This window comes from Exiguobacterium sp. LL15, from assembly GCF_024436095.1.
In the GTDB taxonomy this organism is placed as follows: domain Bacteria; phylum Bacillota; class Bacilli; order Exiguobacteriales; family Exiguobacteriaceae; genus Exiguobacterium_A; species Exiguobacterium_A indicum.
Window position 1 is genome coordinate 1,512,808 of the sequence record NZ_JANFNX010000001.1, and the last position, 12,192, is coordinate 1,524,999.

At 45.1% G+C, this 12,192-nt stretch carries 16 protein-coding genes; 8 read left to right on the forward strand and 8 right to left on the reverse strand.

The features are described 5' to 3' along the window. Positions 1–115: 115 nt before the first annotated feature. The 5 genes from NOM72_RS07855 to NOM72_RS07875 all read right to left on the reverse strand — a co-directional run bounded on the left by NOM72_RS07855 (position 116) and on the right by NOM72_RS07875 (position 2,735). Positions 116–424, reverse strand: coding sequence for a hypothetical protein (locus NOM72_RS07855; protein ID WP_058265365.1), 309 nt, complete (start codon positions 422–424; stop codon positions 116–118). Between the two features lie 102 nt (positions 425–526). Beyond that, positions 527–1,207, reverse strand: coding sequence for a hypothetical protein (locus tag NOM72_RS07860; protein WP_255998604.1), 681 nt, complete (start codon positions 1,205–1,207; stop codon positions 527–529). Further along, a complete protein-coding gene (locus tag NOM72_RS07865) occupies positions 1,179–1,823 on the reverse strand; it encodes a hypothetical protein (protein WP_255998606.1) in 645 nt (214 codons plus the stop codon). The genes NOM72_RS07860 and NOM72_RS07865 overlap by 29 nt, the downstream gene beginning before the upstream one ends. Before the next feature lie 43 nt (positions 1,824–1,866). Further along, the gene (locus NOM72_RS07870) at positions 1,867–2,124 is read right to left on the reverse strand and encodes a hypothetical protein (RefSeq protein WP_255998607.1); all 258 of its coding nucleotides are present in this window, start codon (positions 2,122–2,124) and stop codon (positions 1,867–1,869) included. 278 nt (positions 2,125–2,402) lie between these two features. After that, complete coding sequence (locus NOM72_RS07875; RefSeq protein ID WP_023468073.1) at positions 2,403–2,735, reverse strand: hypothetical protein; 333 nt, start codon at positions 2,733–2,735, stop codon at positions 2,403–2,405. A gap of 76 nt (positions 2,736–2,811) precedes the next feature. On the opposite strand from NOM72_RS07875, the gene NOM72_RS07880 reads away from it, so the two are divergent. The 6 genes from NOM72_RS07880 (at position 2,812) to NOM72_RS07905 (ending at position 6,573) form a co-directional block, all read left to right on the forward strand. Continuing rightward, a complete protein-coding gene (locus tag NOM72_RS07880; RefSeq protein WP_255998609.1) occupies positions 2,812–3,363 on the forward strand; it encodes a hypothetical protein in 552 nt (183 codons plus the stop codon). Between the two features lie 214 nt (positions 3,364–3,577). After that, the gene (locus tag NOM72_RS07885; RefSeq protein ID WP_035397757.1) at positions 3,578–3,907 is read left to right on the forward strand and encodes a winged helix-turn-helix transcriptional regulator; all 330 of its coding nucleotides are present in this window, start codon (positions 3,578–3,580) and stop codon (positions 3,905–3,907) included. A gap of 216 nt (positions 3,908–4,123) precedes the next feature. Continuing rightward, positions 4,124–4,963 (forward strand): aldo/keto reductase, encoded by an 840-nt coding sequence (locus NOM72_RS07890; RefSeq protein ID WP_255998611.1) that lies wholly within the window; start codon positions 4,124–4,126, stop codon positions 4,961–4,963. 41 nt (positions 4,964–5,004) lie between these two features. Beyond that, positions 5,005–5,481 (forward strand): heme-degrading domain-containing protein, encoded by a 477-nt coding sequence (locus tag NOM72_RS07895; protein ID WP_255998613.1) that lies wholly within the window; start codon positions 5,005–5,007, stop codon positions 5,479–5,481. Next, a complete protein-coding gene (locus NOM72_RS07900; protein ID WP_255998615.1) occupies positions 5,481–5,957 on the forward strand; it encodes a tautomerase family protein in 477 nt (158 codons plus the stop codon). The genes NOM72_RS07895 and NOM72_RS07900 overlap by 1 nt, the downstream gene beginning before the upstream one ends. Positions 5,958–6,237: 280 nt before the next feature. Then, complete coding sequence (locus NOM72_RS07905; RefSeq protein WP_255998617.1) at positions 6,238–6,573, forward strand: hypothetical protein; 336 nt, start codon at positions 6,238–6,240, stop codon at positions 6,571–6,573. 259 nt (positions 6,574–6,832) lie between these two features. Here NOM72_RS07905 and NOM72_RS07910 read toward each other — a convergent pair whose 3' ends face one another. The 3 genes from NOM72_RS07910 to NOM72_RS07920 form a co-directional block, all read right to left on the reverse strand. Then, positions 6,833–7,159, reverse strand: a complete 327-nt coding sequence (locus NOM72_RS07910; RefSeq protein WP_214805972.1) for a YnfA family protein — start codon at positions 7,157–7,159, stop codon at positions 6,833–6,835. Between the two features lie 243 nt (positions 7,160–7,402). Next, positions 7,403–10,018, reverse strand: a complete 2,616-nt coding sequence (locus NOM72_RS07915; RefSeq protein ID WP_255998619.1) for a heavy metal translocating P-type ATPase — start codon at positions 10,016–10,018, stop codon at positions 7,403–7,405. A 2-nt stretch (positions 10,019–10,020) separates the two neighbouring features. Beyond that, positions 10,021–10,353, reverse strand: coding sequence for an ArsR/SmtB family transcription factor (locus NOM72_RS07920; RefSeq protein ID WP_081780456.1), 333 nt, complete (start codon positions 10,351–10,353; stop codon positions 10,021–10,023). 147 nt (positions 10,354–10,500) lie between these two features. Here NOM72_RS07920 and NOM72_RS07925 point away from each other — a divergent pair, with 147 nt between their 5' ends. Further along, a complete protein-coding gene (locus NOM72_RS07925) occupies positions 10,501–11,043 on the forward strand; it encodes a copper resistance CopC family protein (protein WP_255998621.1) in 543 nt (180 codons plus the stop codon). Beyond that, positions 11,040–12,137 (forward strand): copper resistance D family protein, encoded by a 1,098-nt coding sequence (locus tag NOM72_RS07930; RefSeq protein WP_255998622.1) that lies wholly within the window; start codon positions 11,040–11,042, stop codon positions 12,135–12,137. The genes NOM72_RS07925 and NOM72_RS07930 overlap by 4 nt, the downstream gene beginning before the upstream one ends. The last annotated feature ends 55 nt before the right edge of the window (positions 12,138–12,192 follow it).

The following is a 12,192-nucleotide window of genomic DNA, read 5'->3' on the forward strand; positions in this document are numbered from 1 at the left end:
ACACGATATCGCCTCTAATCCTTCAATCGTCCGCTGGAATTTCGGATGATTATCGAAACAAACGTTGAAATTCTGAAATCAGCTTTCTAAAACGGTTCATCACGAATTTCCTTTCTCAAGAGATCGTTGTTTTTTTGCGTTTGACGATCAACAAAACGATCACGAACAGAAACTCAAGGATTGTAAAGATGCCGACGAAGAAATAGACGACTAACACCTGACTGATCCCATCGACAGCAATCGTGTAAAACCACAGTAATGAAATGCCCGTCGTATAAAGAAGATTGATGATCGTTCCGCTAATCAAGCTAGCTTTCAAGCTTTTCTTACTCCGCGCCTGGCTCACGATGATGATGATGGCACCGATCACCCAGACGATGAGTATGAGTTCAAGGATAGTCTTATCGTTCCATTGTACATCCATGACTTACTCTCCTTTTCAATAGGCTGATTGAATGCGATTGATACCTATATTTTACAGCAATACAAACTCTTCTAGCCTTATGAAAGTTAAGCAAATAAGTTTTTAAAGATCCAAATCAGAATAGTCTTTCATTTTCCTAACCCGAACACTTTCCTCCTGACCGATTTGATCGGTTTCTTTCAAACGGTGCTGAACGACGAGCAACACCAATACGATCGCAGATAGCACACAAATTGTCGCATAATATGGGTGTGTAAATCGCTCCAACTCAATCGCCGATAGCACCTGTAAGATTGTCAATCCCGCAAGCATCCCGTGAAAATACCTTTGATAGTTGCGCGGTATTCCTGGCTGTCTGAACGTCTCATACCAAATGTATAAGCCAAGTCCGAACGCGAGTCCGTTCAGGATCGGCGAAGGAAGGAGGAAGAGAAGAATGCCGAGACCAAGCATCAACCAAGCGTATCGAATAGCGGGCTTAAAGAAAGCAGGATCGAGCTGCGCTTCCTCTTCCTCGATGACGGGCGCTGCTTTCTCCGCTTCGGTCAATGGTCGAAAACCAAGGGCTTCTTTCGCTTCCGCTAACTCAAGCATTCGTGTCTTCATCCCGAAATAAAACGGAAAACGTTCTTTGACGACCTCCCCTTCATCCGTCTGACCATCCGCTTGTTCTTGCACGGATACCTGATACAGCGTGCGCCCCATTCGGTAACTGACCCAATAGTCAGTCGTTTGACCATTGTCGCGTTTGAGTTCAATCACCTTCGTTTGTTGATTCGTCATGATATGTGATTCCTTTCGTCGCAAGTTCCTGTAATTGTTCTGACGCATACAACAGGAGAATGAATCCTGAGATGAGACAGATCGCTCCGTTAATCGAGAGATTGATTGGTGATAAATAGTTTTTTGATGAACCCGCTAAGGCGAACATGAAAAGTGCTCCTGACCAGCGATACATGCGAGTACGTGCAGATTTCCCTTCGAGATCAATCGGCCAGAAAATCATCAGAACGACGAGTGTTATGTATCCCGGAATCGGCAAGATATCAGTCAGCGTCAGTAATCCACTGAATAAGATCAATAGAGCGCTTAAAATACGCAACTTTATGATTCGTCGGTCGGCTCGAAAATCCATCGCTTCAGACAGAGCAAAAGGTGACCGGATATATCCATCGTCTAATTTTTCACGAACCCACGTTTTTTTCTGGCAATACGCGAGGAACGGATTTTTGAAAATAATCCGCTTCGTTGCAGACTCTTCATTCGTTTCCATCATATCCTCGCTATCGATTGCCTGCTCTTTTTGGGCAACACCTTCCCGGCAGAATAAAGTGCGCCCCTCTTGGTGAAAGACGATGTGATACACACGATCGTCGATTTGTTTTACTAATTGAATCATGATTTGTGCTCCCTTTATCTTACCTTCTACATTCCCATAGGTCTCACCATGCTGCGCTGACCACATATAGTATGAATAGTCCATCTAAGACACAGACATAACCATAATGTCTGACGGTCAACGAACAAAATAGGATGACGCCAATTGACAGAATGATACTGAGTCCAAATGAATCCACCGAGTCGACGCTATCCCCGTGTCCCGCTAGCGGTGTCTTTTTCGCATGCTTCGAGCGGATGAAATAGATGCCTAACGTCAACAAGAATATCCCGACACCAAGTCCAAGAAACGGTACCACCATCGACGTCTCCTCCGACATATGTATTCTTTGAATATATTTGTTTCATGAAGTTATTATACAACTATTAATTACGATATTTTCCTTTATTAAGTTTCATTGGAATTTTTCTATGTCTGGTCTACATTTATGATGTTTGGCGTATAATTTTTTCTTTTATATCTCGATTTTTCACAAAAGGAGTGCAAAACTATTTACGCTTCCATCGCACCAGCCTGCACTCCTATTTCGCATGAGGTATCTACTTTTCTTATTTAAGATTCTTGTCCGAAAAAATCAGGTCATGGACCTGTACCACAAGAGACCGCGTACTTTTCTTCACTCACCTTCTTCGAATAACAGACAAAAGGAGTTCCGCCTGTTTCACTTTTCCAATGGTACCAAAACATATGGTAGCGCTCCGCTTGTGGATCTTGTTCCGTAATGATTGCAAAGTAACTTTGATAGAAATAGCCTTCTTTATAAAGTTCGTGTCTTAGAGCACCTCTCGGCGAAGCATCCGTAAACAGAACCGGTGATAGGATTGGCATGAGTAGTACGATGATGGCTAGCGTTCCGAAACAGATCAGGACTATTTTCTTTCTGTTCTTTTTCTTAGAATTCGATTTACCCATCTTTTTCAACCTTTCCTTTTTTGGTTTTTTTTGTTATATAGTAACATTATCTATACAACAGAAAGAGGTTTTGATATTGAAGAAAACTATTTTATTATCACTCTCTTTAGGTGTACTTCTATCTTCTGGTTTTTTGATAAGTAACGCAATAGCGACTTCTAATATTTCACAGGAAAAATTTGAAAGCGCGATTTCAAAGGAGCAAGCCTACACTTTTTTCACGAACGTCCTGGAGCAACAAAAAGCGGATTTTTTAAACAATACGCCGTTAGCACACACCAATCAATCGAGATTATCTTCACGCGACGAGGCTGTATTAATTTTTCTATCTAGTACAAAAGTGGATAAACAACAGCTACATTCATTTAGTTATAAAATTTCTAACGTAAAAGTGTACTCCGAAAATCAACGAAATTATGCTGAAGCTTATGTAACACGAACTTTTAACTTCAAAAGTGGGCTTGAAACGGGTCTAGGTGATACATTAGTGCTTGAAATCCAATCAAGTCCAGATGATTTAAAAGGATCATCTCACACCATTTCCTCAAGTAAATCAACGAGTGAAGTAAATGAAAAGGTTTCTGTTGATGAATTTTTAGAGAAGTATGAAGCAGAGGCAACAAAATAAAACAACGTACAGCTACGTCTAAGAAAAACTAAATCGGATATTTTGATAACGTCCTGCTTTACAACACGAGTAATGCTCAATACTAGTTCATTTAGTCATACGAGTTCACTTCTTTTGAATAAAGTACAACTTATGCTATATTTCGTTTTGGTAATTCTTTTAACGAAGGAATCAGTCATTGTATTTTAATTTTATAGATGAAGGAGTTATCGTGTTGAGTAAATTTAGTATTCCTGTCGAAGCTGCTTTAAAAGTAATCGGCGGGAAATGGAAAGTCGTCATCTTGTGCCACTTGTTTAAAGATAAATACCGGACGAGTGAGTTGAAACGCCTCATGCCGAATGTCTCTCAAAAAATGCTGGTCCAGCAATTAAGAGAATTAGAACAGGACGGTGTCATTCGACGTGTCATCTATCACCAAGCTCCACCTAAGGTCGAATATGAGTTAACGGACTATGGACGATCGTTAAAATCGACCATGGATGTCTTATGTGACTGGGGAGAGCAACATCTCCAAAATGAACACTTGAAGAATAGCTGTTAATTTTTCTGTACTTCCCTAAACAGCCCTGCATTTTCGAATGCAGGGCTGTTTGCTGTTTAATTTTTGTACTTCCCTCGCCCCTGTGATTTAGGAAAAGTCACTTTTTGGTGACTATGGAACTTTAAAGTGCCGTCTTCTTATTTCTGATTGCTCCCGATATGATGATGTCACACATACAGCATGATTTTTTTGCTGTAATTTTGATAAAGGAGCTAGATGAATATGAAAATCTCTACAGTACGGTTAAACAATGGTGTGGACATGCCACAAGTCGGATATGGCGTATTTCGTGTCGAAGACGGTGCGGATCTCGAGCAAGCGGTCGTGACTGCGATTCGCGAAGGCTATCGCAGCATCGATACTGCAGCCATCTATGGTAACGAGCAAAGTGTCGGCAGAGGCATTGCGAAAGCTATCGAAGAAGGACTCGTAACACGCGAAGAACTATTCGTGACATCAAAAGTCTGGAATGCACATGGATCATATGAAGAAACTCTTGCTGCTTACGCAGAATCCTTAGAAAAAATGCAGTTAGAGTACCTCGATCTCTACTTGATCCATTGGCCGGGGAAAGCCAAGTATCAAGCTCCTTGGAAAGCACTTGAAGAATTGGTTCAAACGGACAAGGTCCGCGCGATTGGTGTGAGTAATTTTCAAATCCACCATCTCGAAGACTTACTGCAACATGCTTCCATCATGCCTGTCGTTAATCAAATCGAACTCCATCCGAAGCTAACTCAGTCAGAGTTACGTCAATTCTGCAGTGAACATGGGATTCAAATTGAAGCCTGGTCACCGCTTATGAATGCGGAACTTCTAGAAAATGAGGTCGTTCAGGAGCTCGCTACACAATACAAGAAATCAGCTGCTCAAATCATTCTTCGATGGGATATTCAGCAGGGTATCATCACGATTCCTAAGTCCATGACGCCTTCACGGATGCAAGAAAATCTGCGCATCACTGATTTCGAAATCCTTCCAGAAGATATGGAACGATTAAACCAATTGAATGAAAACCTTCGGAGTGGACCGGATCCAGATACGTTTGACTTTTAATTAACATGAACACTTTATCCGATCTGAAAAGGAGCTTACCAATGTCGATTGAAGACTTGCTACAACAGACACAACAGGAAGAACATACTTTACGTTTTAAGCGATTCACACACGATGATATCTTTCCGTTAGGATTGACCTTGATTCAAGAAGCACAGAAAAACAACGTATCCATCGCCATTGATATTACCGTCAATGGTACGTCGATGTTCCATTATAAGATGCCAGGTACGACCCGCATGAATGGCGAATGGATCGAACGAAAAAAACGAGTCGTCGACTATCATCTTCACAGTTCTTACTTCATGCAATTACGGACTGCACGTAGCGAGATGACGTATAACGAGGAACACCGACTAGACTCAAGCTTTGCTGCTTTCGGCGGTTCTTTCCCGATCATACTGGATGGTGGACTGATTGTCGGAATGATCACAGTTTCGGGGTTAACTCCTGAAGAAGATCATACGATCGTAGTAAATGCATTGCGTACTTATCTAAACGAACGGGAGGTGCTCTGATGCCATTACTTTCTCTAAATACTTGGCCAGCGATGTCACGTGATACGAAACGACAACTCATCCATCAACTGACGAATATAACGGTCGAGACATTGAACATGATTCCTGACAAGATTCAAGTCTTGATTCACGAACAAGAACCAGAAAACTTTGGAAAAGCGGGTGCCATGGCATCCGATCCGACCTTTTCTTCCGAGAGTCGCATAACGAATTGGCAGACACGAGCGTCTTATGCAACAGACGTCACTCCTGTCGCAGGAATGGCTATCTTGACGATCGATGTGTGGGATACGTTCAATCAAGAAATAAAAGATGCTTGGGTGAATAAGTTAACTGAAATTCTCTCGCTTTTCACCCCTGCACCGGGAGATAAGATATTGATTCTTATTCGAGAAATGCCTCCAGGAAATTGGGCGCAAAACGGTGTCACAGGTAGAAATGAAGATTTTTTAACGAAGAGTAGAAGATTGATTTAATATTCAAATTAGTGTTCTTTAATAACATGATTTTAGCTTAGTAAAAAATCGATTTTCATTCATAAAAAATGAATGAGTATAACAGAATGGGTAAAGAAAAAAGCTTTTATCAATTTTCTTTTCGAAATTTATTGGAACAGTGATGAGATCCTCGTCACTGCCTTTTTTCATCCCTAGAAACGGAGGAATTGATGAGACGTCGAAAAAAACGGATTGAAAACGTCAGAAAGGAGGAACATAACAGGAACAAATGCTCTTATTATAAAAAGGAGTGATTTAGATGAGTTATGAAGACCGGGGCAACAAGAAATGGATCCCGTTCCTCACGCCCGAGCCCAAAGGATTGCTAAAACGCTATTACCAAGAGGTACATCATCTCAAGTTTGAGGATACGGAGGGACCAATCGATGGAACGATCGAGAACGCGTTGAACGATGCCATCTTCAGCGGAGACATCGTTACGGTGACGGCGATGAATGGTCCGTTGAGGCATCGTTTCGATGCCTTCGTCGAGAAGCTCGACTACGTGCGAGAGGAGGTCCATCTCGTCAAACGCAACCTCGACGTCGAGATCGTCGCGTTCAAGCAAATAGTAAGCGTTCAAATGTTAGGATGAAATGTGATCATCAGTCGTGCGCGTCTTCATATAGTCAGCATGCACGAAGGATGATACGGCGTCTTTTTGCATCACGATAGCGTTTTGTTTCAAGTTCATCGTGCATGCGTCGCTTTTCTAATGAAGCTTGACGAATGCACGAGTGACTTCATCCAGTCATTTATTTTGAAGTGAATTGCCGTGATCTAGCGTCTTTTCCCTATCATTCACTCTTTTACTATTTCATCTGCGCCGTAAGATGAATCGCTACTTTGACGTGCTATCCTCTAGGGAACCACAGCATGACCGCTACACCGATCAAGCAAATAAAGGCTCCCACCCAGTCATAAAAATCGGGTACTTTCTTGTCTATCCCCCATCCCCAGAGCACAGAGAGAACGATAAAAACACCACCGTAAGCAGCATACACCTTCCCAAAGCTCGGAAATGTTTGAAGTGTTGCGATGATGCCATACAGCGCCAACAAGATACCTCCCGTTACTCCCATATGTATCGATCTTCCTTCTCGTAACCAAAGCCATATCAAATAGCCTCCACCGATTTCAGCAAGTCCTGCGATAAAAAATAAGATTAGTGATACGCCCAATTTCAGTCTCCTTCCGTCAGTTCCTTTATTTTTTAAGTCAATCGTCTCGTTCACGCCTTAACGACTTATAGGTCACTTTTAATTTTCGACTCACTTTCTTTATTGCGTATTCAACTTCATACTTTCTACAATACAGATCATGCTTCATGATTTCTCGTCAAACGATTAACCACGACAAACGACCGGCTCTTTTTCCAAGAACCAGTCGTTCGAACGTACCTATAATGGTGGAATTGTGCGTCCTCACGATGTCCGCTTCTTCAGCAGGCGTAACGCATTCAGGGTCACGAGGACAGCCGCACCCGTGTCACTGAGAACCGCCATCCATAACGTCAACCACCCTGGGAAAACAAGCGCCATCGCGATAACTTTGATTACGATAGAAAACACGATATTTTGTTTAATAATCTGCATCGTCGCACGGCTGAGGTCGAGGGTATAGGGGAGCTTATGCAGGTTATCTGCCATCAAGACGATGTCTGCCGTCTCAAGTGCCGTGTCCGTCCCAGCTCCTCCCATCGCGATACTGACATCCGCCGTGACGAAAGCAGGGGCATCGTTGATCCCGTCACCGACCATCGCAGTTCGTAACGTTCGGTCCTGCATCTGTTCGATGATTTTCACCTTATCCTGGGGTAATAGATTAGCATGGACAGCATCTAAGTGTAATTGTCCCCCAATATGGTGCGCTGCTCCTGCGTTATCCCCCGTCAACATGACGAGTTGCTCGACACCTACGTCTTCCCTTAATTTACGTAAAGCCGCAGCGCTCTCTTCGCGTACATCGTCCGATAAGAGGAAAAGACCGAGTAAACGCGACGCGCTTCCTACGAGCACTGCCGTCTGACCACGTTCTTCAGCTTTTCGAACGTCGGATTCGATCGGAGCGATATCATAATCCATCTCCCGAAACCATTTCATTCCGCCAATCTGATAGATCACTTGATCAACCGTTCCAGATACTCCACTCCCGACCTGATTCACGATGGTATTCGCTTCAAGTGGTCGGATACCTTCTTCACTCGCATATGTCGTGATGGCTTTAGCTAATGGATGACTGGAATGCCGTTCTAGTGAATGCGCGACTTGTAGAGCGAGTCGTCGATCAGGTGACAACGAGATGAACCGTTGAACGCTCGGTGTTCCTTTCGTCAGCGTTCCCGTCTTGTCGAAGGCGATGGCATTGATTTTTCCCGCCTCTTCTAGAAACACTCCGCCTTTGATCAAGACGCCGTTACGGGCAGCATTTCCGATCGCCGTCACGATCGCGACCGGTGTCGAGATGACGAGCGCACACGGACAGGCGATGACGATCAATTCCAATCCCTTATAGAACCACTCTCCCCAACTACCAAGTTGGAGTAAAGGTGGGACGATCATTAGCAACAATGCACCTAGGAAGACGAACGGTGTATACACTTTCGCGAAACGATCGATGAACGCTTCACTCGGTGCTTTATTATCCTGCGCTTCCTCGACCAGTTCAATGATGTGCGCAAGCGTCGTATCTTGATACGTCTTCTCGACGATCATGTCGAACGAACGATCCATGTTGAGCGTTCCGGCAAATACGTGATCGCCTTCCTTCTTATCGACAGGAATCGATTCGCCCGTGATCGGTGCTTGATTGATGGTCGTCGTCCCGTTCAGGATCGTGCCGTCCAGTGCAACCTGATCACCTGGTCGAATCCGGAGGATTTCTCCGACTCCCACCGCTTCCACCGGTTTACGTCTAACGTCCCCGTCCGTCAGCACGAAGGCTTCCTTCGGAGACAGTTCGATCAGTTTCTGAATGGAATTGCGCGTCCGTGCAAGGGAGCGATTCTGAAGCAAATTGCCGATGGCAAAGAGGAAGACGACGGTCGCCCCCTCGAGCCACTCCCCGATGGCTGCGGCACCGATGGCTGCTACGCTCATCAATACGTTCATGTCGAGTGAGCGGGCACGGACGGCATAATAGGCACTCCGAAAAACTCTCCCTCCACTGAGGATCAAGGCGATACCGTACAAAACATTCGGAAGATACGCTACTCCGCTCGTTTGGATGAGCAATCCCAGACCAATCAAAATCCCGGACAGGATCAAGGAGATCCCCTCGAACGACCGGACCGGTGCCTCGGACGTTTTCTTTCCCTTGACGTATCCATCGAAACCGATCTTGTTCAGCTCGCTTTGGACTTGTCGAGCATCCAGCTGATGGTCGATTTCCATCTCCCCACGGGCAAACGAAACTGTGACGGTCTGGACATTTTGCATCTTTTGAAAGTGTTGTTCGATCGTCTTAGCACAGCTACTACAGTCCATCCCGGAAACGGTGAATGTTTGGACGAGCTGATCTGATTTATCGGGAAGGATGAGATGGAATCCTAATTTTCGGACTTCCTCCCCTAAACGACGATCATCTGGTTCTTCTTCACTGTCGATCTTCAGACGAGCAGCACCATATTGGACGGACACGTGCTGGTACTCCGGTATCGTCGCCAACCCCTTCTCTAGCGTCGCGGCGCAAGAGGGACAATCCATCCCTTCTATTCGGTAGGTATACGTCGCACGAGTAGCGAGGTTCGATGCTGATCCAGGGCTACTCGAGGCGAAACATGACGCATCGTCCGGATTCACCTTCTCCAGTGGCACCTTACTACAGCATGTCTCCGTATCGGTAGGCGGAGACTCAGAAGGTTCCGTTTGTAACGACGTACCCGCTAATTCGGAGGTCGTACAACACCTTGTCTGATCCGCCTTTCCAAGTTGCGTGTCTGCGCTCGAGGTACAGCACGTCGTTGTCGGTAAAGAAGCGTTCTTCCCTTCTTTTGGAGCGCTCTCCTTCGAAGAGTCATTGTTACAACAGGAACTTGCCATCTTTACGCCTCCTCGATGTGATGTTCACAACAAGCAGATTCCTGACCGATTTCTAACGTCAGTTCTCCAAACAGTCGCAATAATTCTCGTACGGTATCGTTTCGCAACGAGTAGTACCCGAACTTCCCTTGTGTCCGTTTTTGAATCAATCCGCATCCTTTTAGACACGCCAAGTGTTGCGAGACGTTGGACTGATTTCCTTGAATCGCTTCGACGATTTCCGTGACGGTTTTCTCTCCGTCACGGATACATTCTAAGATCTGCAATCGTGTCTTATTAGAAAAACCATGTACGACCCTTACCTTTAAGTCCAATGGTTCCAGTAATTGTTCCAAAATGTTCACTCCTTTTTCATATTCGAATCCGCTAATATGTTATCATCATATTAGCATTTCCTAATGTAAGCGTCAAAAAAATAATGGACTGGATTTTCTTCCTTATCTTTTCGACCATACATACCTACAAATGAAGGAGTTGACACGATGTATCAAAAAAGCTTTCTCCTTTTGTTGTTTACGGGCGCATTATGGTGGTTCCCTCTGCACACCTCCGCACATACCGGGCTGGAATCTTCCACTCCGGGAGCGAATCAGACTGTTCAACCAACTGACAAACTGACCCTCCGTTTTGAATCCGAGATCGAGGCTGGCGGTAGTCTTCAAGTATCCGCCGTGGATGCTTCCGACAACCTTGAGGGGACGTTCACTCAAGAAAGCGAACGGATGATTTTGACACTTGACCGTCCCATGGCGCCAGGGAAATACCAGGTCGATTGGAAAATTATCGGGACAGATGGACATCCGATCAATGGTACATATACATTCACTGTCGTATCAAGTAATACTACGTCCGAACCAGAAGAGGAGACATCATCTGTTCAAAAGGAAACGAAAAAAGTAGCACCTTCTCAGGTCACTACTCGCACGACGGAAGATGGCAGATTTCCCTTCTGGATTGCCGGAGGCTTGTTCGTCTTGGCGTTGTATGGTTTCTACCAGATTATCCTGAAGGGGCGGAAGCGATGACCGCGCTCTATCTGATCGGCGATACGCTCCTCTACGGTTGTCTTGCGCTGTTGATCGGTTTCTTTTCCGTCCAGCTCATCCCTCGTTCTTACCGACCTGACGTATCGCTTTCAATCCGCTGGGTTCGCATGCTCATCGTGCTGATGCTGTTATCCTTTTCCCTGTCCGTCTTACGAATCGTACTGTATTTATATGAAGAGATCGGTTTTTGGATAACACTGCGATCCGTGTTACTTACATTCGAGGCAGGGAACGCTTGGATTCTGATGGCTCTCTGGAGTGTACTCCTTCTCATCGTCATCAATCGTGCATCACTCAGTCCTGGACGTATAAAACTAGGGGTATTCCTTGTTATGGCGATGGTCGTTACGTTCGCGTGGTCCGGGCACGCCTCTAGCATCAAAGGGACAGAAGGCATGCTCGTACATTCTATTCACGCACTCGCCGTCTTCATCTGGACCGGTGGATTGCTCATACTCGGCTATTGGAGTCCATCAGACCGTAACTGGGGCATCTTCCTCGAATGGTTCAAACCACTCGTGACGCTATGTTTCTTACTGATCGTCGGTTCCGGCATCTATCTGATGTCTGTCGTCGTGCAGGTAGAGGAGTATTCCGATTCCTGGATTTTACCGTATGGACAAGCCTTACTCTGGAAACACGTCCTGATTCTACCCGTGCTGATCATCGGTATCATGAACGGGAAGTGGAGTTACGCGTCTCCTGAACGATCGTTTGAAGTCCGACGGATGCGGATGCGCATGGAAGGTATCTTGATCCTGCTTCTCTTCACAGCGACTGCGTGGCTCGGTCAACAGGAACCCCCTCACTCGATCAAGGATACACTTCAATCCAGCGGGGCTGGTCCACTGTCAGGGTTTCTTTTCCCTAGCTTGCGTTTCACCTATTCTGATATCCAGTTCGAGCCGACCATGATATCCCTCCTCTTGATGGCAATCAGCCTCCTCTTCGTGGGATTGTTGGTGTACGTCATCCGATCAACCCAAGACTCCATCAAGACCCTCTATCTTGGATTAGGTGTCTCGATCTCATTATTTTTCGCCGCGTTGTATAGTATTTCCGTGTATTTATGATTCTCCACATGAGCATTTCAGCGTGTGCGACGTCCCATACAAAAAGAAAGGCATG